The following is an 18,482-nucleotide window of genomic DNA, read 5'->3' on the forward strand; positions in this document are numbered from 1 at the left end:
ATGAAGCGAGGAGCGGACCATGCGGCGGTTGCGACTGGTTGGGGTGCTCGGGACGGCCCTGTTGGTCGCGGGCCTGACGTTGCCTGCGGCTGCCCAGAAGCGCTACCCCTCGAGTGCCGGGGAGCTTTCGGTCGAGACCGTCGCAAGCGGGCTCGAAAACCCCTGGGGCCTCGCCTTCCTGCCGGATGGACGCATGCTGGTCACCGAGCGGCCGGGCCGGTTGCGGCTCGTCGAGACCAATGGCCAGCTCTCGCGGCCGATCACCGGCCTGCCGAGCGTGATGGCGCGCGGGCAGGGCGGTCTGCTCGGCATCGCGCTTGATCCCGGTTTCGCGCATAACCGCCTCGTCTATCTCTCCTTTTCCGAGCCGCGCTCGGGCGGCAACGGCACCAGTGTCGCGCGCGGACGCCTCAACGAACAGGGCACGGCGCTGACGGCCGTCGAGGTGATCTTCCGGCAGATGCCGACGATCAGCTCCAACATGCATTTCGGCTCGCGCCTCGTCTTCGACCGCACGGGCGCGCTCTTCGTCACGGTGGGCGATCGCTACAGCCAGCGCGACCAGGCACAGAACCCGGCCAATCATCTCGGCAAGATCATCCGTATCCGGCCGGAGGGCGGGACGCCTGCCGACAACCCGAAGAAGGAGGGGTGGGCGCCGGAGAACTGGTCGATCGGCCATCGCAACGTCCAGGGCGCGGCGCTGCATCCCGAGACCGGGCAGCTCTGGACCGCGGAGCATGCGGCGCGCGGCGGCGACGAGGTCAACACGCCCAAGGCCGGGCTGAACTATGGCTGGCCGGTCATCACCTATGGCGTCGACTATTCCGGCGCGAAGATCGGCGAGGGCACGGCGAAGCCCGGCATGGAGCAGCCGCTGTTCTACTGGGATCCGTCGATCGCGCCGTCCGGCGCCGCCTTCTATACCGGGCCGGTCTGGCCGGCCTGGAGGAACTCGCTCTTCGTCGGAGCACTCGCCGGGCAGATGCTGGTCCGGCTCTCCACCGAGGGCGAGAAGGTGACGGGCGAGGAGCGCCTGCTCACCGATATCGGCGCGCGCATCCGCGACGTCGTCCAGGGACCGGACGGCTTTATCTACCTGCTCAGCGACGATGCCGACGGAAAGGTGCTGCGGGTGCGGCCGGCTAGCTAGGCGCCGGTCACGGCCCGCAATCCCATTCGCGCTCGATGACGAAGACCTTGCGGGTCGCGAGGCTGCCGTTCGGATCGTAGAGATCGCCGACATAGTATTCGGTGCCGGCGGCGTCATGGGCGCTGCGCTCGACCTGGAGCGACCAGCCGTAGCCGACCTGCTTGCCGCCCTGCCAGTTGCGATGGACGGCGCTCGGCGAAGCCGCGGAGAGGATGCGGGCGTTCTCGTCGCTCGGGCTGCAGGTCGGGCCGGCGAGGGCTGTAGCGGGGGCGAGCACGAGGCCGCAGAAAATCAGTGCCGTCTTTTGCAAGGCAGTCGGTCCTATCGAAGAGAAGTGAGGCGTGGCGCTCAGGCCTTGGCGTGGAAGATGAAGAAGGCGCCGGCGGCGATCAGGGCAAAGCCGACCGCATGGCTCCAGGTCAGCGATTCCTTCAGCCAGAACACCGAGAAGCCGGCGAAGACGGTCAGCGTGATGACCTCCTGCATGGTCTTGAGCTCGGCGGCGGAGTAGACGGCGGAACCGATGCGGTTTGCCGGCACGGCCAGCATGTATTCCGGCAGGGCGATCATCCAGCTCGCGAGGATGGCGAGCCAGATCGCCGTGCTCTTGTAGCTGAGATGCCCGTACCAGGCGAAGGTCATGAAGATGTTGGAGCCGAACAGCATGGCGATCGGCAGGAGATGGGCCATTGAGAGCGAGGGCATGCCGGAGGCCTTCTGCGCGGCGGTGGGAACAGGTTGGATGCGTTCCGGCGTTCAGCCGAAGCGCAGCTTCATGGTGATGATGGCGAGAACGAGCAGCAGGGTCAGCGCATTGGCCGCGATGACCGGCCAGGACAGGATCTGGATGCCATAGCTCAGCCAAAGCGCGGTGCCGGTGGCGAAGAGCCCTTGCGTCCACAGCGAGATCGCGCGGGTGTCGCGGGTGCGGATGGTCCGCCAGGCCTGCGGCAGCCAGCACAGGCTGGTCAGCGTGGCGGCGGCGAAGCCGAGGAGTTCGACAGCGGCTGGCGACATGGCGGGCGAATCGCGGAAGGGATGCTGGCTCCCCCATAGCCGGATTCGCTTCTTCGTGCCGCCATTCTCGATGGTTAACCTCCCTTAACCACAGCGGCCTAGTTTCGCGTCTTTCAAGCGATTCGGTGGAGACCCATGCGCGCAATCACATTGGCCTTGCCCCTCATCCTCCTTGCCTCCGCCGCCTCGGCGCAGAGTGGCTTCCAGTCCTGCCTCAATGGCTTGCGGTCGGCCGCCGCCGCCAAGGGCGTCTCGGGCGCGACCTTCGACCGGGCCATGGCCGGCGTCGAGCCGGACATGAAGATCATCGAAGCCATGAACAACCAGCCGGAGTTCAAGACGCCGATCTGGGATTATCTCGGCACGCTGGTCGATGAGGAGAAGGTCGCGGAGGGCCGCTCGATGCTGCGCCAATACGCCTCCGTCTTTGCCGCCGCAGAGCGGCGCTTCGGCGTCGACCGCCACACCATCGCCGCCGTCTGGGGCGTCGAGAGCGATTTCGGCAAGGCGCGTGGCAAATGGCCGCTGGTGCAGTCGCTCGCGACGGGCGCCTGCCTGGCGCCGCGCCGCAACGCCTTCTTCAAGGGCGAGCTGATCGCGACGCTGCAGATCATCCAGCGTGGCGACGTCAGGCCCGAGCGGCTGTTCGGCTCCTGGGCCGGCGCTTTCGGGCATACCCAGTTCATCCCCTCGACCTATCTCAGGCTCGGTGTCGACGGCGATGGCGACGGCCGGCGCGACCTCGTCGATTCGATCCCCGACGCGCTGCATTCGACCGCGAATTTCATGGACAAGGCCGGCTGGGTCACCGGCGCGGCCTGGGGCTACGAGGTGCGCGTGCCGGACGGCTATCGCGGCGCGGCCGGCCGCAATCCGAAGCGTCCGCTGTCGCATTGGGCGGCGCAGGGCATCGTGAAATACGACGGCTCGCGGCTCGACGGCCATGGCAATGCCGGGCTCCTGATGCCGGCGGGGCGCAACGGGCCGGCCTTCCTCGTCTTCAAGAACTATGACGCCGCCTACAGCTATAACGGCGCGGATTCCTACGCGCTCGCCATCTCGCTCCTGTCCGACCGCCTGCGCGGCCGGCCGGGCGTGCAGGGCAACTGGCCGACCGACGACCTGCCGCTGTCGCGCGAGCAGCGCCGCGAGCTCCAGCGCCTGCTGATCGCGCGCGGCTACAATGTCGGTGAGCCGGATGGCGCGGTCGGTTCGCTGACGCGCGCTGCGATCAAGGAGATCGAGGCGAAGATCGGCATGCCCCAGACCGGACGGCCGGGCGAGAAGGTGCTGCGCGCGCTCAAGGGCGGGCGGGTCTGACCTTGCAGAAAACGGGTGGCGTCGCGGGAGGGCTTGAGAAAAGCCTTCCCGCCGCATCTGAAGCCTCCGGAGACGCCATGACCCGCCGCCTGATTTCCACCGGCTCGCCCTTCGAGCGCAGTTTCGGCTATTCGCGTGCCGTGATCGACGGCGATCTTGTCTTCGTCTCCGGCACGACGGGCTATGACTATGCCACGATGACCCTGCCGGACGATGCGGCAGAGCAGGCGCGCAACATCTTCCGCACGATCGGAACCGTGCTGGAGGAGGCGGGTTCCTCGCTCGCCCATGCCGTCAGGGCGCAGTATTTCGTCACCGATCGCAGCTATTGCGAGCCGGTGCTCGCCGTCTGCGGCGAGTTCTTCCGCGAGATCAGGCCCGCTGCCGGCATCTACGTCGTGGCCGGGCTGCTCAAGCCGGAAATGAAAATCGAGATCGAGGTCACGGCGCGCCTGCCGAAGGCCTGAGGGCGCCACGCTCCGAACAGGGCAGGGCTGCATCGCGGCGCTTGCGCGCGCGCTGCAGCCCCCGTAATCACCCGCCAACGCAAACACGCGACGAGGCGAGGCGATCCATGGCGACCCACAAGCTCCTGCTGCTCCCCGGCGACGGCATCGGCCCCGAGGTGATGGGCCAGGTCGAGCAGATCGTCTCCTGGTTCGGGAAGCAGGGCCTCGGCTCCTTCGAAATCGAGAAGGGCCTTGTCGGCGGCGCGGCCTATGACGCGCACAAGCAGGCGATCTCCGAAGGCGACATGAAGCTCGCGCAGGATGCCGACGCCGTGCTGTTCGGCGCGGTCGGCGGACCGAAATGGGCCGACGTCCCCTATCAGCACCGTCCGGAAGCCGGCCTTTTGCGCCTGCGCAAGGACCTCGGCCTGTTCGCGAACCTCAGGCCCGCGATCTGCTATCCGGCGCTGGCCTCGGCCTCCTCGCTCAAGCCCGAGGTCGTCGAGGGCCTCGATATCCTGATCGTGCGCGAGCTCACCGGCGGCGTCTATTTCGGCGAGCCCAAGGAGATCGTCACGCTGGAGGACGGCTCGAAGCGCGGCATCGACACTCAGGTTTACACCACGCCCGAGATCGACCGGATCTGCCGCGTCGCCTTCGAGCTCGCCCGCACCCGCCGCAACAAGGTCTCCTCGGCCGAGAAGCATAACGTCATGAAGACCGGCGTGCTCTGGAAGCAGACGGTCACCGCGCTGCATGCGGCCGAATACAAGGATGTCGAGCTCGAGCATGTGCTGGCCGACAACTGCGCCATGCAGCTCGTGCGCTGGCCGAAGCAGTACGACGTCATCGTCTGCGACAACCTGTTCGGCGACATCCTGTCGGACGTGGCCGCGATGCTGACCGGCTCGCTCGGCATGCTGCCTTCCGCTTCGCTCGGCGCCGAGGACCCGGCCACGGGCAAGCGCAAGGCGCTCTACGAGCCCGTCCATGGCTCGGCGCCGGATATCGCCGGCAAGGGCCTCGCCAACCCGATCGCGATGATCGGCTCCTTTGCCATGGCGCTGCGCTACTCGTTCGGCGCGGGCGAGGCGGCCGACCGGCTCGAAGGCGCGATTGCCGATGTGCTGGGCTCCGGCACCCGCACCAAGGACATCGCGGCGCCGGGCGCCAACGCCGTCTCGACCAGCGAGATGGGGCAGGCGATCATCAAGGCGCTGGAAGCGCGCGGCTGATCTACCGGATGTGACGAGGGAGAGAAATTCTCTCTCCCTCGTGAATTGCCGTTACCCCGCTTTCGTGGCCTAACAACCGCCAACGAAAACGGAGTATGTCCGTCATGCTGATCAAACGCCGTGCCGGCTGGGACATGCCGGAAAACCAGGCCACGCCCGAGAGCGTGTTCCTCAATCGCCGCCAGCTGATGGCCGCAGGCGCTGGATTGATCGCAGGAGCGGCATTGCCGGGTGCCGCCGCGGCGCAGTCAGCCGATCCGACTGTTGATCTCTACCCGGCCAAGCGCAACGCCGCCTATGTGCTCGGCGTGCCGCAGACGGCGGAAGAGGACGCCGCGAACTACAACAATTTCTACGAATTCGGCATGTCGAAGGACATCGTCGACGCCTCAAAGCGCCTCGCCACACGTCCCTGGAATATTCAGGTCGACGGCCTCGTCGAGAAGCCTTTCGAGATCGGTTTCGACGATCTCATCCGCAAGCTGCCGATCGAGGAGCGGCTCTATCGCTTCCGCTGTGTCGAAGCCTGGGCGATGGCGGTGCCGTGGACCGGTATCCCTCTCAAGTCCTTCGTCGCGCTGGCGAAGCCGCTTGCGGGGGCGAAATACATCCGCTTCGAAACCTTCATGAACCCGCGCGTCGCGCCGGGGCAGAACCAGCGCTGGTATCCCTGGCCCTATACGGAGGGGCTGACGATCGCGGAGGCGACGAACGAATTGCCGCTGCTCGTCACCGGCATCTACGGCAAGCCGCTGCCGACGCAGCACGGTGCGCCGATCCGCCTGATCACCCCTTGGAAATACGGCTTCAAATCGGTGAAATCGATCCGCAAGATCAGCTTCGTCGCCGAGCGTCCGAAGACCTTCTGGGAAGGCTTGCAGGCCTCGGAATACGGCTTCTGGGCCAATGTGAACCCGGCCGTGCCGCATCCGCGCTGGAGCCAGGCGAGCGAGCAGATCCTGGGTTCGCGCGAGCGGCGCCCGACGCAGATCTATAACGGCTATGGCGAGCAGGTCGCGGGCCTCTACAAGGGGCTGGAGGGCGAGAAGCTCTTCATGTGAGGGGAAGGGCATTCGGCAGGTTTCGGGTGCCGTCTCCTGCCGCTGCCGTGCTAGACCTCATGCCATTCCAAGCCGGAACGACACGAGTCGAGCATGGCCAACCAGCATTTCCATCTGTTCGAGACCACGATCGGCCCCTGCGCCGTTGTCTGGGAAGGGGAGCGCTTCATCGGCGCGCAACTGCCCGAGCGCGACGAGGCGGCGGCCCGCAAGCGCCTGGAACGGCGCTTCCCCGAGGCTGACGAGGTCCCCGCCGAAGGCTTCGTCGCGGAGGCCGTAGCCGGCATCCGCGCGCTGTTCGACGGCGAGAAGCGCGACCTGTCCCATCTGCCGGTGGCGCTGGACAGCGTCTCCGAGTTCAATCGCAAGGTCTACGAGGTCGCGCTCGCCATCCCGCATGGCGAGACGTTGACCTATGGCGAGGTGGCACAGCGTATCGGCGACCCCGGCGCGGCGCGGGCCGTCGGCGTCGCACTCGGCCAGAATCCCTGGCCGATCATCGTGCCCTGCCATCGCATTCTGGCGGCAGGGGGCAAGACCGGTGGCTTTTCGGCCGAGGGCGGCGTCGAGATCAAGCTCAGGATCCTGACCATCGAGAAGGCGCGCACCAGCGCCGAGCCCAGCCTGTTCGATGCCCTGCCGCTGGCGGCCCGGCCCGGGCGACACTGATGAGTGGGAGGCCTCCGGCCTCGCAGCTTGAAATCGCGCAATGTCCTCCTTGCAGCCCCGCTGCTTGCGCGCTCGGGCGCGCGGCCTCTACTGTTCCGGCCTTTCCACCCTCCACTGGGGACTATCATGGCCAAACTGAAGCTCGCCGTCATCGTGGGCAGCAACCGCCGCGAATCGATCAACCGCAAGCTGGCCGAGGCGCTGGTGAAGCTGAGCGCCGGCGCCTTCGACGCGACCATCATCCAGATCGACGACCTGCCGATGTTCAACCAGGACCTGGAGCCGAACCGGCCGGAATCGACCCTGCGCCTGAAGCGCGAGATCGAGGCCGCCGACGCGATCCTGATCGTCACGCCCGAGCATAACCGCTCGATTCCCGCGGTGCTCAAGAACGCCATCGACTGGGCCTCGCGCCCCTATGGCAAGAATTCCTGGGCGGGCAAGACCGTCGCGGTCACCGGCACCAGCGGGGGCGCCGTCGGCACGGCCGTCTCCCAGAACGAATTGCGGATGATCCTGACCAACCTCGCCGGAGTCGTCGTGGGTGGCCAGGTCTTCGTCACCTTCAAGGACGATCTGGTCGACGCCCAGCACAATGTCACCAACGAGGCCACACGCGGCTTCCTGCAGGGCTTCATCGACAATTTCGCCCAGATCGCCGGCAAGCTCGCCGCCTGATTGACGCCAACGTCGCGCTGCCGCCAAGGCGTCGCCCTTCTGGGCGGCGCCTTTCTCATTTCCGGGGATGTGGGGAGGCAGGCAGGCTGACGGAGATCCCAGCCTTCACGCAAAAAAAGAGCCGGCGTCCCCGAGGGGAGCCGGCTTTAAAAGTTTGAAACATCTGGCGAAACCGCCAAACATCTCAGAGGGGAACGGCTGAAACGAACTCAACGCCGGGAGGAGATTGCGGAGCCCGTTTCGAACAACCGTGAGTTCAATATCGGGCATGACCTGCCGTTTTGCAATGCAACATATCTTGGGTCCGCCATGCAGTGACTGCATGAACCAAGGGCAGATGGCGTGAATTTGAGCCTAAATGATTGAGAAATATGCGTTCATTGCAGGATGAGGCCTGCGCGGGAAAGTTGCAGGTCCCGCGAAAACCGGCATTTCGTCCGCTCCTGAACAGTTTTCAGGCGAACTGTCCGAATATGGCGCATGCGAAACGCGGAAATGGTCACAAAACCGCCAGAATCAAATCGGGCGCCTTGCGGCGCCCGATTCTTCGCGGAGACAGGCGAAATCAGTAGGTCCAGCGCTGGGCCTTCTGGATGAGGAAGTCGCGGAAGACCTGGACGCGGGCGACCGACTTCATCTCCTCGGGATAGACCAGATAGCTTTCGAGCTGCGGCATCTCGGTCTCGCGCATCAACTGCACGAGGGGCGAGCCGGTCTCGATCAGGTAATCCGGCAGCACGGCGATGCCGGCGCCCGAATCCACCGCGCGCTTCATCGCGGTGATATTGTTGACCGTCAGATGGATCGGCCGCGGATTGCGCTGGTCGCGCCCCATGGTGCCGAGCCAGTGGACCGCCGTCAGATAGGACGGCGAGGTGCCGCCGAAGGAGAGGATGCGGTGGTTGTCGAGATCGTCGTAGCTCTTGGGCTCGCCGAAGCGCTTCACATAGGCCGGCGAGGCGTAGACGTGGAAATGCACCGTGAAGAGCTTGCGCTGGATCAGGTCCGGCTGCTGCGGCTGGCGCAGGCGGATCGCGATATCGGCCTCGCGCATCGACAGGTCGAGTTCCTCGTCGGTGAGGATGAGCTCGACCCTGATGTCGGGATAGAGGTCCAGGAACTCGGCAAGGCGAGGCGTCAGCCAGTGGCCGCCAAGGCCGCGCGTCGCCGTGACCTTGAGCTCGCCCGAAGGATGCTCGCGCGTCTCGGAGAGCTGCGAGCGTGTCCGCTCCAGCCGCTGCGTCATCTCGCGCGCCGCTCGCCAGAGCAACTCGCCCTGCTCGGTCAGGATCAGGCCGCGCGTATGCCGGTGGAACAAGGGCGCGCGCAGCTCTCGCTCGAGCGCCCCGATCTGCCGGCTGACGGCCGATTGACTCAAGCCGAGAACATCGCCAGCTTTTGTGAAGCTGCCTGACTCCGCGACCGTATAAAAGATTCTAATGCGGTCCCAATCCACCGCGCTTCCCCCGCTATGCGTTTTTTGCATGATGGGGGATAAAGGCGTGGTGCGTCAATGTCTGTGTGGCAGAAGTCTGCGTTATTCGCCGTGAATCTGGTGACGCAACCCATCAGAGTCAGTGATGGGTTGCGCCAAAGGCTTCATTCCGCTGCTTCGCGGCGATCCAGCGCGTTGGCGGCGAGCCAGCGTTCGGCATCGAGCGCGGCCATGCAGCCCAGGCCGGCTGCGGTCACCGCCTGACGATAATGCTCGTCGGTGACGTCGCCGGCGGCGAAGACGCCCTCGACATTGGTCCGGGTCGTGCCGGCCTCGACATCGAGATAGCCGGATTCGTTCATGGCGAGCTGGCCGACGAAGAGCTCCGTCGCCGGCTTGTGGCCGATGGCGATGAAGACGCCGTCGGTCTTAAGCTCGCTCTCGGAGCCGGTCTTGAGGTTCTTCAGGCGCAGATGCGTGACGTTGGGCGGGGTGGTGCCGCCGCAGATCTCGGCGATCTCGCTGTCCCAGACCACCTCGATCTTCGGGTGCTTGAACAGGCGCTCCTGCATCACGCGCTCGGCCCGGAGGCTGTCGCGGCGGTGAATGAGCGTCACCTTGCTGGCGAGATTGGCGAGATAGAGCGCTTCTTCCACGGCGGTGTTGCCGCCACCGACGACGGCGACCTCCTTGTTGCGGAAGAAGAAGCCGTCGCAGGTGGCGCAGGCCGAGACGCCGAAACCCTGGAAGGCCTGTTCGGAGGGCAAGCCCAGCCACTTGGCCTGAGCGCCGGTCGCGATGATGAGCGCGTCACAGGAATAGGTTTCGCCGCCGTCGCCCCAGAGCCGGAACGGGCGCTGCGAGAGGTCGACGCGGGCGATATGGTCGGAGACCATGCGGGTGCCCATGTGCTCGGCCTGCGCGCGCATCTGTTCCATCAGCCATGGGCCCTGGATGACGTCGGCGAAGCCCGGATAGTTCTCGACATCGGTGGTGATCATCAACTGGCCGCCAGCCTGCAGGCCGGAGATCAGCACCGGTTCCATCATGGCGCGGGCAGCGTAGATCGCGGCGGTGTAGCCGGCCGGGCCGGAGCCGACGATCATGACGCGGGCGTGGGTGTGGGCCATCGTCTCAGTTCCTCTCCTGCGGGCTTGGAGCCGCAGTCTCGATCCGTCAGATACGCAGGCGTAGCACCGAAACAAGAGCGGCCCGGTTCAGGAGCCCGTGAACCCCAATGCCGCCCGGTGGCGCAGCCAGCCTTGCCGTATCGCATCGGCTATGATCGGCGTTGAGTCTATCGGTTCGTAAGCCTCGCCTTCAAGGCGTCCACAGAAGCGATGCACAACGCCCTCGCGTTCGAGCGCCGAGACCAGCGCCGCGATCTTGGGATGGCCGCCCGTAGGTTCGAAGACCAGCACGGGCACGCCCGCTGCCGCCGCCTCGCCGATCATGTTGGTGGAGTCGGCCGTCACGACCACGGCATCGGCATTGGCGAGCAGGGCGAGATAGGGATTCTCGCCCGTACCGTCCCACCACCAGCCGCCATGCTTGGCGAAGACCGCGGCGACGGCAGCTCCCAGCGCCGGCGAAGTGCGCCGCGAGGGCGAGCCCATCAGGCTCGCGCCTGAGCTGGCGAGCGCGTCGAGCTGCCCTGTCAGGCGCTCGCTATCGGCCCGGGTGAAGCGGTGATGCCGGCTGTCGCCGCCGACGAGCACCGCGACACGCGGCTTGCGCAAGCTCGCGATGGCCGCAGGCGGCGCGGCGCGGGCGGCGACGAGCCTCCCGGGCGTCAGGCGATGCGGCGAGGTCGCGGTAACCAGGACGTTGTCGCCGCGCAGCCGGTCATGGCCGGAGACCCAGATCAGATCGGCCGTGCCGGGGCCGGTGCGCGGATCCTTGAGGAAGACGGTGTAGGTCGCGCCGTTCGAGGCCTGCTTCAGGGCGCGCAGATAGGCGACGGCGCGCCGGCCCGACGCGATGGCGATGTCGGGGAAGGGGGGCTTGAGCGGGCTTGCCGGGCGGTCCGGCGCCTCGCGCGGGTCGATCGGCCCGCGCGGCATCAGCCAGGCCCAGGGCCGGCGGGGTTTCACCCGGCGGATTTCGGGTACGACGCCCAATCGTTCGGCGACGCCCAGGCACTGGAGTTCGTCGCCGGCCTTGCCGTCGGTGAGGACCCAAACGGTCGGCTCCGGATTGTCGTGCATGGCGGTCTGGGCTCGTGGCATGCGCCTTGTATCGCTTGGCCGCGCCGTCTACACCAGCGCGACCTTCACGCGGGAATGTTCGTTGCGCCCCAAACTCGACGATATCGACCTGCGCATCCTGCGCGAGCTCCAGGCCGATGGGCGCATGACCAATGTCGAGCTGGCAAGCCGCGTTGGCATCTCGCCGCCGCCCTGCCTGCGGCGCGTCCGCGCGCTGGAGGAGGCCGGGCTGATCCGCGGCTATCATGCCGATCTCGACGAGCGGAAACTCGGCTTCGAGGTGGTCTGCTTCGCGTTCGTGCATCTGGCGAGCCAGGCCGAGGCGGACCTCATCGCCTTCCAGGATCGGATTCGGAATTGGCCGACGGTGCGAGAGTGCTGGACGCTCTCGGGCGATATCGACTTCGCCCTGAAATGCGTCGCGGCGGACCTGAAGGCTTTCCAGGATTTCGTCGCCGAACTCACGGCGATGCCGAATGTCCGCAATGTCCGGACCGCGCTCGCCCTCGACCGGGTCAAGGACGAGCCGATCGTTCCCTTCGGCTGACAGCCGCGTCCTCAGCCCGCGAGATAGTGCCGGATCCACCAGGCATTGTTGCGGGCAAGCGCCCTGAGGCGAAGCGGGTCGACATCCGCCACTTGCGGATTGCCGGCGCCGCTCGACGATTCGGTGGAGCGGATCGGGTAGCTGGCGAGCGGCCGGCCGCTGCGGTCGTAGAGCGTGGCCGTGCTTTCGAGATAATCGTCGCTGGCGCCTGAGAAGCGACCGCCCCGGATATCGCTGGCGAGCCAGAGGCGGCCGATGGTGACGACGAGCCGGGTGCCGGCGCCGCGCTGCAGTGTCGGCCCCAGAATCTCGGTCAGGGTTTTCGCCAGTTCGGCCTTCACCATCGGCACGTTCGGCCCCCACGCCTCGACGACCGAGGGCAGGGCCTCGACCCGGATGGTGCCGACCGCAGCCCCCTGAGCCGCAGCGGGTGAAATGGCCGGCGCCAGGGCCAGCGCGGTGGCGCCGAGCGCGGACGCCAGAACATGTCGACGCGTGATCATGGTCGGATCTCCGAAAAAGCCTGTCGCTTCAATGTAGGTGCGGAGCGGCGATAGTCCATGGCCGCGGCCTTCGCGCCGATCATGCCCCGGGGGTGGTTGCCAAGTCGTGTCGAAATGCGGCCTATCGAGGCGGGGGAGACGCGCGGTCCGTCGCGCGCGGCAGACAAGAGGGCGCTATCGTGGATCGCTGGTTGACGGAGTTCGTGAAGCTCTGGGTCGTGATCGATCCGATCGGCACCTTGCCGGTCTTCCTGGCGGTCACGGCGGGCTTGAGCGCCTCTGCTGCGCGGCGCATCGCACTGCACGGCTCACTCGTCGCCTTCCTCGTGCTGCTGTTCTTCATCCTGCTCGGCCAGGTGCTGCTGTCGGCGATGGATATCGAATTGAGCTCCTTCCAGATCGCCGGGAACATCGTGCTGTTCCTGTTCGCGCTGACGATGATCTTCGGCGAATCGAAGCTGGAGGAGGACCAGAAGCTGCTGCGTTCCTCGGATCTCGAAAAGGCGGTCTACCCGCTGGCCATCCCCAGCATCGCCAGTCCGGGCGCGATGCTGACCGTCATGACCGTGACCGACAATTCGAAGTTCAGCCTCGCAGAGCAGGCCGAGACCATCGGCCAGATCGCGATCATCTTCGCGCTCATGCTCGTGCTGCTGTTTTGCGCCTCGCGGATCATCGCGGTGATCGGCAATGCCGGCGCCAGCGTCATCAGCCGCGTGATGGGGCTGATCCTGGCGAGCGTCGCCGTGGACGGCATCATCAAGGCGATGCGGGTCGTGCTGGCGGGGTAGAAGCGCCGTCATGCTCGGGCGAAGACCCGAGCATCTCTGGCCGGAGGAGGCTCCTATGCCTCCCTTTCATGAGATTCTCGGGTCTGCGCTGCGCTTCGCCCGAGAATGAGGTTCATTTCAGCGGAAGACGACGCTGACGACTTCGTAGGACTTGCCGCCGCCGGGCGTGTTGACCTGGACGGAATCGCCGACCTTCTTGCCGATCAGCGCGCGCGCGATCGGCGAGCCGATCGAGACCTTGCCGGACTTCACGTCCGATTCCGGTTCGCCGACGATCTGGTAGCTCTTCTCTTCCTCGGTATCGTCATCGATCAGCTTGACCGTGGCGCCGAACTTGATGGTCTCGCCGCCGAGCTTCGAGACGTCGATGATGTCGGCGCGGCCGATCAGCGATTCGAGTTCCATGATCCGGCCCTCGTTGAGCGACTGGGCTTCCTTGGCCGCGTGATATTCCGCGTTCTCGGAGAGATCGCCCAGCGCGCGCGCTTCGGCAATCGCGGTGATGATGCGCTGGCGCTGGACCTGCTGACGGTCTTTCAGCTCGGCCTCCAGGGCAGCGAAGCCGCCCGCGGTCATCGGAACCTTTTCCATTCTTTCCGTCCCATAAGCTCCGAAAGCGCGGCCCACCGGCGGCATATCGACCGCCGGTTCCCGCGCTTCCGCTCAATATCCGAATTCGCGACGAACGGCCTGTCAGGCCGCGCGTTCGAAATACGACTGCAAGGATCGTACTTCGAGATCGCCGCTGCAATAGGCCTTGATGCCCTCCGCCGCCGCGATCGCGCCTGCCAAGGTGGTATAATAGGGCACCTTGTGCAAGAGGGCGGTGCGCCTCAGCGGGCGGGAGTCCGCAAGAGCCTGTGGCCCCTCGGTGGTGTTGAAGACGAGCTGGATCTCGCCGTTCTTGAGCGCGTCGACGACGTGCGGACGCCCCTCCAGGACCTTGTTGATCTTGGAGGCCGCGATGCCCTGCTCCTGCAGGTGGCGCAGCGTCCCGCCGGTGGCGAGGATGCGGAAGCCGAGATCGGCGAGGATGCGGACCGCCGGCAGGATGCGCGGCTTGTCTTCGTCGCGCACGGAGACGAAGACCGTGCCCTTGACCGGCACCTTCGAACCGGCGCCGAGCTGGCTCTTGGCGAAGGCCGTGTCGAAGGAGCGGTCGAGGCCGATGACCTCGCCCGTCGAGCGCATCTCCGGCCCGAGCAGGACGTCGACGCCGGGGAAGCGCGCGAAGGGGAAGACAGCCTCCTTGACGCCGACATGGGCGAGCTTCGGCGGTTTCAGGTTGAAGCTCGCGAGGCTTTCACCGGCCATGACGCGCGCCGCGATCTTGGCCACGGGCACGCCGATCACCTTGGCGACGAAGGGCACCGTGCGCGAGGCGCGCGGGTTCACTTCGAGCACGTAGATATCGCCGTCCTTGATGGCGTACTGGACGTTCATCAGGCCGCCGACGTCGAGCGCGAGCGCCATCGCCTTGGTCTGGCGTTCCAGCTCGGCGATGGCCTCGGCCGAGAGCGAGCGCGGCGGCAGCGAGCAGGCCGAATCGCCGGAATGGATGCCGGCTTCCTCGATATGCTCCATGATGCCGGCGACGAAGACGTCCTTGCCGTCGCAGAGGCAGTCGACATCGACCTCGATCGCATCCGACAGATAGCGGTCGAACAGCAGCGGGTTCTTGCCGAGCACCGTGTTGATCTGGCCGGTCTTGTCGTTCGGGTACTTGGCCTTGACCTCGGAGGGGATCAGCGAGGGCAGGGTGCCGAGCAGGTAGTCCTCGAACTGGACCTCGTCGCGGATGATCGCCATGGCGCGGCCGCCGAGCACATAGGACGGGCGCACGACGAAAGGCAGGCCGAGCTCGGAGACGATGATGCGAGCCTGCTCCACCGAGTAGGCGATGCCGTTCTTCGGCTGCTTGAGGTGCAGCTTGTCGAGCAGGCGCTTGAAGCGATCGCGGTCCTCGGCGAGGTCGATCATATCAGGCGAGGTGCCGAGGATCGGGATGCCGGCCTCTTCCAGAGCGTTGGCGAGCTTCAGCGGGGTCTGGCCGCCGAACTGGACGATGACGCCCATCAGCGTGCCGTTCTGCTTCTCGGTCTCGAGGATCTCGAGCACGTCTTCCGCCGTCAGCGGCTCGAAATAGAGCCGGTCGGAGGTGTCGTAGTCGGTCGAGACCGTCTCGGGGTTGCAGTTGACCATGATGGTCTCGTAGCCGGCATCGCGCAGCGCATAGCAGGCGTGGCAGCAGCAATAGTCGAACTCGATGCCCTGGCCGATGCGGTTCGGTCCGCCGCCGAGAATGACGATCTTCTTGCGGTCGGAGGGATTGGCCTCGTCGGCGGCCTTGCCGGCGAAGGGCATGGCGTAGCTCGAATACATATAGGCGGTGGGCGAGGCGAACTCGGCCGCGCAGGTGTCGATGCGCTTGTAGACCGGGCGGACCTCAAGCGAGCGGCGCAGGGTCCGGACTTCGGCTTCGGTCTGGCCGGAGACGGCGGCGAGGCGCTTGTCGGAGAAGCCCATCGCCTTGATCTGGCGGAACGCGCCGGGCGTGGTCGGCAGGCCGATCTTGCGGATCTTCTCCTCGGTCTCGACGATCTCGCGCATCTGGGCGAGGAACCACGGGTCGATCTTGCAGCTCTCGTGAATCTCTTCGTCGCTGAAGCCGGCGCGCATGGCCTGGGCGACCTGGAGGATGCGGTCCGGCGTCGGCGTCGAGATCGCCGCCTTGATGGCGTTGCGGTCGTCGCCCTTGCCGTAACCCTCGATCTCGATCTCGTCGAGGCCGTCGAGCCCGGTCTCCAGCGAGCGCAGCGCCTTCTGCAGCGATTCCTGGAAGGTACGGCCGATCGCCATGGCCTCGCCGACCGACTTCATCGCGGTGGTCAGCGTCGGCTCGGAGCCTGGGAACTTCTCGAAGGCGAAGCGCGGGATCTTGGTGACGACATAGTCGATCGTCGGCTCGAAGGAGGCCGGGGTCGCGCCGCCGGTGATGTCGTTCTCGATCTCGTCCAGCGTGTAGCCGACGGCAAGGCGCGCCGCGACCTTGGCGATCGGAAAGCCCGTCGCTTTGGAAGCCAGCGCCGAGGAGCGCGAGACGCGCGGGTTCATCTCGATGACGATCATGCGCCCCGTGGCGGGATCGATCGCGAACTGGACGTTTGAGCCGCCGGTCTCGACGCCGATCTCGCGCAGCACCGCCAGCGAGGCGTCGCGCATGATCTGGTATTCCTTGTCGGTCAACGTCAGCGCCGGGGCGACGGTGATCGAATCGCCGGTATGGACGCCCATCGGATCGAAATTCTCGATCGAGCAGACGATGATGCAGTTGTCCTTCTTATCGCGGACGACCTCCATCTCGTATTCCTTCCAGCCGAGCACGCTCTCCTCGATGAGGACCTCGCTGGTGGGGGAGGCGTCGATGCCGCGCTCGACGATGTCGATGAACTCGCCCTTGTTGTAGGCGATGCCGCCGCCGGTGCCGCCCATGGTGAAGGAGGGGCGGATGATCGCGGGCAGGCCGATATCCTCCAGCGCATCGAGCGCCTGGCCAAGCGTCTTGATGTGGTGCGAGCGCGGCGTGTCGAGGCCGATCTTGGTCATCGCCTCGCGGAAGAGTTCGCGGTCCTCGGCCTTGTCGATCGCCTCGGCGGTGGCGCCGATCATCTCGACGTTGAACTTCTCGAGCACGCCCATCTTCTTGAGCGAGAGTGCGCAGTTCAGCGCGGTCTGGCCGCCCATGGTCGGCAGCAGCGCGTCGGGGCGCTCCTTCTCGATGATCTTGGCGACGATCTCGGGCGTGATCGGCTCGACATAGGTTGCGTCGGCCAGGTCCGGATCGGTCATGATCGTCGCCGGGTTCGAGTTGACCAGGATGATCCGGTAGCCCTCGGCCTTCAGCGTCTTGCAGGCCTGGGTGCCGGAATAGTCGAACTCGCAGGCCTGTCCGATGATGATGGGGCCGGCGCCGATGATCAGGATGGACTTGATGTCTGTGCGCTTGGGCATGATCTCGACCGGTCTTGGGCAGGCGCGCGCAAGGCCGCTCCGGTCGGGCGAGCGGAGCCGTGCGAGCGTCTGAATGAATGCTAGGCGCTCGCTATAGACGGCGAAGGCGGAAGGGGAAAGCTAAAAGCGCTTCCCCCCTTGCTCAACGCACAGGCCTTGGTGCGGGGATGACGAGATCGATCTCCAGCGGACGGGGCTGCCGGCGCTTGCGCCGCATCGCGATGAAGAGCACCGCGAGCGCTGCGACCTCGCAGGCCGCGCCGACGAAGCCGAGCGGCCAGGTGCCGGCATGGCGCATCACCTGCTGGCCGAGCGCTGCGCCGGCCGCGATGCCGAAATAGAGCGCGGAGGCATTGAGCGAGAGCGCGACCACGGTGGCATCCGGCGCCATCGCGGCCAGCCGCGACATCTGCGAGGGGTGGCCGGCCCAGCCCGCCGCGCTCCAGACGAAGAGCGCGAAGGGAATCGGCCAGATCGCCAAAGCCGGCGGCAGGCTGACCGCGATCAGCGAGGCGGTGAAGAGCGCGGCGGCCAGGATCGACAGTACGACACTCAGCGACCGCTCGGAGCCGAAGCGGTCGCTGGCGATGCCGCCGAGCTGGTTGCCGATGGCCGAGCCGAGGCCGGAGACGACCAGCGTCGCGGCGAGCCAGGGGCCGGTGATGCCGGCATGATTGGTCAGGAAGGGCGCGATATAGGTGTAGAGAACGAAGGCGCCGGTGGTCCACAGCATGGTCGTTGCGAGCGCCAGCAGCACGTCGCCGCGGCCCGCGACCTGAAGCCGCTCGCGCAAGGTGTTGGTGCTGTGCGGCAGGCCCTTGGGCAGCTTGACCAGAAGGCCCGCCAGCGAGAGCGCGCTCAAGCCCGCCACGATCAGGAAGGCGAGGTGCCAGCCGCCGAAGCCGACGACGGCCGTGCCGATGGGTATGCCGAGAATCAGCGATACCGTCATGCCGCCGGTGACGAGCGCGATGGCGCGTCCGCGCCGCTCGGGGGCGGAGACCGCGACGGCGACCGCATTGGCGGCGGGCATGAAGACGCCGGCGGCGAGTGCCATCACGATCCGGGCGGCCATCACCACCCAGAAGTCCCCGGCGAAGGCGGCGCCGAGATTGGCGAGGCCGAAGACGGTCATCGCGCCGACCAGTACGGTCTTGCGGTCGGCATCGCCGAGGACGGTGGAGAGGATCGGCGAGCCGATGGCGTAGGCCAGCGCGAAGATCGAGATGAGCAGGCCGGCTGTGTCGACGGAGACGGCGAGGCCGGAGGCGAGATGGGGCAGGATGCCGGTGACGATCAGGCTGCCCGTGCCGATGGCGAAGGCGCCGCCGGCGAGCGAGAGAAGGCGCGTATCCATGGGAATGATCCTTGCGGATGATCGCTGTTTCGAAAGCGCGGTTCGAAAT

At 66.4% G+C, this 18,482-nt stretch carries 19 protein-coding genes; 9 read left to right on the plus strand and 10 right to left on the minus strand.

Annotated features, from left to right (window positions below; genetic code table 11):
- Nucleotides 1-19 precede the first annotated feature (19 nt).
- Nucleotides 20-1,153 carry a PQQ-dependent sugar dehydrogenase gene (locus BLQ70_RS06595; RefSeq protein WP_091856335.1) on the plus strand — a complete coding sequence of 378 codons (1,134 nt, stop codon included), beginning with the start codon at nucleotides 20-22 and terminating at the stop codon, nucleotides 1,151-1,153.
- A 7-nt stretch (nucleotides 1,154-1,160) separates the two neighbouring features.
- On the opposite strand, the gene BLQ70_RS06600 is transcribed toward BLQ70_RS06595, so the two are convergent.
- Genes BLQ70_RS06600 through BLQ70_RS06610 form a run of 3 tightly spaced genes read right to left on the minus strand, consistent with a single transcriptional unit; the run spans nucleotide 1,161 to nucleotide 2,170 of the window.
- Nucleotides 1,161-1,463, minus strand: a complete 303-nt coding sequence (locus BLQ70_RS06600; RefSeq protein WP_091856336.1) for a hypothetical protein — start codon at nucleotides 1,461-1,463, stop codon at nucleotides 1,161-1,163.
- Nucleotides 1,464-1,501: 38 nt separating this feature from the next.
- Entirely contained in the window at nucleotides 1,502-1,858 is a 357-nt protein-coding gene (locus tag BLQ70_RS06605; protein ID WP_061969331.1) for a DMT family protein, read from the minus strand.
- Nucleotides 1,859-1,909: 51 nt separating this feature from the next.
- Nucleotides 1,910-2,170: a SemiSWEET family sugar transporter gene (locus BLQ70_RS06610; protein WP_061969329.1), complete on the minus strand. Its 261-nt coding sequence runs from the start codon at nucleotides 2,168-2,170 to the stop codon at nucleotides 1,910-1,912.
- A gap of 135 nt (nucleotides 2,171-2,305) precedes the next feature.
- On the opposite strand from BLQ70_RS06610, the gene BLQ70_RS06615 reads away from it, so the two are divergent.
- The 6 genes from BLQ70_RS06615 to BLQ70_RS06640 all read left to right on the plus strand — a co-directional run bounded on the left by BLQ70_RS06615 (nucleotide 2,306) and on the right by BLQ70_RS06640 (nucleotide 7,582).
- A complete protein-coding gene (locus tag BLQ70_RS06615) occupies nucleotides 2,306-3,490 on the plus strand; it encodes a lytic murein transglycosylase (protein ID WP_061969327.1) in 1,185 nt (394 codons plus the stop codon).
- Nucleotides 3,491-3,567: 77 nt separating this feature from the next.
- On the plus strand, nucleotides 3,568-3,957 hold the full coding sequence (locus BLQ70_RS06620) for a RidA family protein (protein WP_091856337.1): 390 nt from the start codon (nucleotides 3,568-3,570) through the stop codon (nucleotides 3,955-3,957).
- A 107-nt stretch (nucleotides 3,958-4,064) separates the two neighbouring features.
- The gene (leuB, locus tag BLQ70_RS06625) at nucleotides 4,065-5,174 is read left to right on the plus strand and encodes a 3-isopropylmalate dehydrogenase (protein WP_061969323.1); all 1,110 of its coding nucleotides are present in this window, start codon (nucleotides 4,065-4,067) and stop codon (nucleotides 5,172-5,174) included.
- Between the two features lie 104 nt (nucleotides 5,175-5,278).
- On the plus strand, nucleotides 5,279-6,235 hold the full coding sequence (gene msrP, locus BLQ70_RS06630; protein ID WP_091856658.1) for a protein-methionine-sulfoxide reductase catalytic subunit MsrP: 957 nt from the start codon (nucleotides 5,279-5,281) through the stop codon (nucleotides 6,233-6,235).
- A 93-nt stretch (nucleotides 6,236-6,328) separates the two neighbouring features.
- Nucleotides 6,329-6,904: a methylated-DNA--[protein]-cysteine S-methyltransferase gene (locus tag BLQ70_RS06635; protein WP_091856338.1), complete on the plus strand. Its 576-nt coding sequence runs from the start codon at nucleotides 6,329-6,331 to the stop codon at nucleotides 6,902-6,904.
- A gap of 126 nt (nucleotides 6,905-7,030) precedes the next feature.
- Nucleotides 7,031-7,582, plus strand: coding sequence for an NADPH-dependent FMN reductase (locus BLQ70_RS06640; protein ID WP_061969319.1), 552 nt, complete (start codon nucleotides 7,031-7,033; stop codon nucleotides 7,580-7,582).
- Nucleotides 7,583-8,147: 565 nt separating this feature from the next.
- On the opposite strand, the gene BLQ70_RS06645 is transcribed toward BLQ70_RS06640, so the two are convergent.
- The 3 genes from BLQ70_RS06645 to BLQ70_RS06655 all read right to left on the minus strand — a co-directional run bounded on the left by BLQ70_RS06645 (nucleotide 8,148) and on the right by BLQ70_RS06655 (nucleotide 11,245).
- On the minus strand, nucleotides 8,148-9,038 hold the full coding sequence (locus BLQ70_RS06645) for a LysR family transcriptional regulator (protein ID WP_061969317.1): 891 nt from the start codon (nucleotides 9,036-9,038) through the stop codon (nucleotides 8,148-8,150).
- Nucleotides 9,039-9,181: 143 nt separating this feature from the next.
- On the minus strand, nucleotides 9,182-10,147 hold the full coding sequence (gene trxB / locus BLQ70_RS06650; RefSeq protein WP_091856339.1) for a thioredoxin-disulfide reductase: 966 nt from the start codon (nucleotides 10,145-10,147) through the stop codon (nucleotides 9,182-9,184).
- An 87-nt stretch (nucleotides 10,148-10,234) separates the two neighbouring features.
- Complete coding sequence (locus BLQ70_RS06655) at nucleotides 10,235-11,245, minus strand: mitochondrial fission ELM1 family protein (protein WP_244511930.1); 1,011 nt, start codon at nucleotides 11,243-11,245, stop codon at nucleotides 10,235-10,237.
- A 61-nt stretch (nucleotides 11,246-11,306) separates the two neighbouring features.
- On the opposite strand from BLQ70_RS06655, the gene BLQ70_RS06660 reads away from it, so the two are divergent.
- On the plus strand, nucleotides 11,307-11,771 hold the full coding sequence (locus BLQ70_RS06660) for an Lrp/AsnC family transcriptional regulator (protein ID WP_061970237.1): 465 nt from the start codon (nucleotides 11,307-11,309) through the stop codon (nucleotides 11,769-11,771).
- An 11-nt stretch (nucleotides 11,772-11,782) separates the two neighbouring features.
- On the opposite strand, the gene BLQ70_RS06665 is transcribed toward BLQ70_RS06660, so the two are convergent.
- Nucleotides 11,783-12,274, minus strand: a complete 492-nt coding sequence (locus BLQ70_RS06665; RefSeq protein WP_091856341.1) for a hypothetical protein — start codon at nucleotides 12,272-12,274, stop codon at nucleotides 11,783-11,785.
- Between the two features lie 179 nt (nucleotides 12,275-12,453).
- Here BLQ70_RS06665 and BLQ70_RS06670 point away from each other — a divergent pair, with 179 nt between their 5' ends.
- Nucleotides 12,454-13,065: a MarC family protein gene (locus BLQ70_RS06670; RefSeq protein ID WP_200959664.1), complete on the plus strand. Its 612-nt coding sequence runs from the start codon at nucleotides 12,454-12,456 to the stop codon at nucleotides 13,063-13,065.
- A gap of 117 nt (nucleotides 13,066-13,182) precedes the next feature.
- Here BLQ70_RS06670 and greA read toward each other — a convergent pair whose 3' ends face one another.
- The 3 genes from greA to BLQ70_RS06685 form a co-directional block, all read right to left on the minus strand.
- Nucleotides 13,183-13,656 (minus strand): transcription elongation factor GreA, encoded by a 474-nt coding sequence (gene greA, locus BLQ70_RS06675; protein WP_061969309.1) that lies wholly within the window; start codon nucleotides 13,654-13,656, stop codon nucleotides 13,183-13,185.
- A 102-nt stretch (nucleotides 13,657-13,758) separates the two neighbouring features.
- Complete coding sequence (gene carB / locus BLQ70_RS06680) at nucleotides 13,759-17,076, minus strand: carbamoyl-phosphate synthase large subunit (RefSeq protein ID WP_091856342.1); 3,318 nt, start codon at nucleotides 17,074-17,076, stop codon at nucleotides 13,759-13,761.
- 142 nt (nucleotides 17,077-17,218) lie between these two features.
- Nucleotides 17,219-18,433 (minus strand): MFS transporter, encoded by a 1,215-nt coding sequence (locus tag BLQ70_RS06685; protein ID WP_091856343.1) that lies wholly within the window; start codon nucleotides 18,431-18,433, stop codon nucleotides 17,219-17,221.
- Between the last annotated feature and the right edge of the window lie 49 nt (nucleotides 18,434-18,482).

Origin of the sequence: Allobosea robiniae (genome assembly GCF_900102525.1) — a bacterium.
In the GTDB taxonomy this organism is placed as follows: Bacteria; Pseudomonadota; Alphaproteobacteria; order Rhizobiales; family Beijerinckiaceae; genus Allobosea; species Allobosea robiniae.

Excerpts from the sequence above, each read along its gene's own strand:
- BLQ70_RS06635 (WP_091856338.1), top strand. The coding sequence starts at position 6,329 with ATGGCCAACCAGCATTTCCATCTGTTCGAGACCACGATCGGCCCCTGC.
- trxB (WP_091856339.1), bottom strand. The coding sequence starts at position 10,147 with ATGGCCCACACCCACGCCCGCGTCATGATCGTCGGCTCCGGCCCGGCC.
- carB (WP_091856342.1), bottom strand. The coding sequence starts at position 17,076 with ATGCCCAAGCGCACAGACATCAAGTCCATCCTGATCATCGGCGCCGGC.
- greA (WP_061969309.1), bottom strand. The coding sequence starts at position 13,656 with ATGGAAAAGGTTCCGATGACCGCGGGCGGCTTCGCTGCCCTGGAGGCC.
- msrP (WP_091856658.1), top strand. The coding sequence starts at position 5,279 with ATGCTGATCAAACGCCGTGCCGGCTGGGACATGCCGGAAAACCAGGCC.
- leuB (WP_061969323.1), top strand. The coding sequence starts at position 4,065 with ATGGCGACCCACAAGCTCCTGCTGCTCCCCGGCGACGGCATCGGCCCC.
- BLQ70_RS06685 (WP_091856343.1), bottom strand. The coding sequence starts at position 18,433 with ATGGATACGCGCCTTCTCTCGCTCGCCGGCGGCGCCTTCGCCATCGGC.
- BLQ70_RS06595 (WP_091856335.1), top strand. The coding sequence starts at position 20 with ATGCGGCGGTTGCGACTGGTTGGGGTGCTCGGGACGGCCCTGTTGGTC.
- BLQ70_RS06615 (WP_061969327.1), top strand. The coding sequence starts at position 2,306 with ATGCGCGCAATCACATTGGCCTTGCCCCTCATCCTCCTTGCCTCCGCC.
- BLQ70_RS06665 (WP_091856341.1), bottom strand. The coding sequence starts at position 12,274 with ATGATCACGCGTCGACATGTTCTGGCGTCCGCGCTCGGCGCCACCGCG.
- BLQ70_RS06605 (WP_061969331.1), bottom strand. The coding sequence starts at position 1,858 with ATGCCCTCGCTCTCAATGGCCCATCTCCTGCCGATCGCCATGCTGTTC.
- BLQ70_RS06655 (WP_244511930.1), bottom strand. The coding sequence starts at position 11,245 with ATGCCACGAGCCCAGACCGCCATGCACGACAATCCGGAGCCGACCGTT.
- BLQ70_RS06640 (WP_061969319.1), top strand. The coding sequence starts at position 7,031 with ATGGCCAAACTGAAGCTCGCCGTCATCGTGGGCAGCAACCGCCGCGAA.
- BLQ70_RS06620 (WP_091856337.1), top strand. The coding sequence starts at position 3,568 with ATGACCCGCCGCCTGATTTCCACCGGCTCGCCCTTCGAGCGCAGTTTC.
- BLQ70_RS06610 (WP_061969329.1), bottom strand. The coding sequence starts at position 2,170 with ATGTCGCCAGCCGCTGTCGAACTCCTCGGCTTCGCCGCCGCCACGCTG.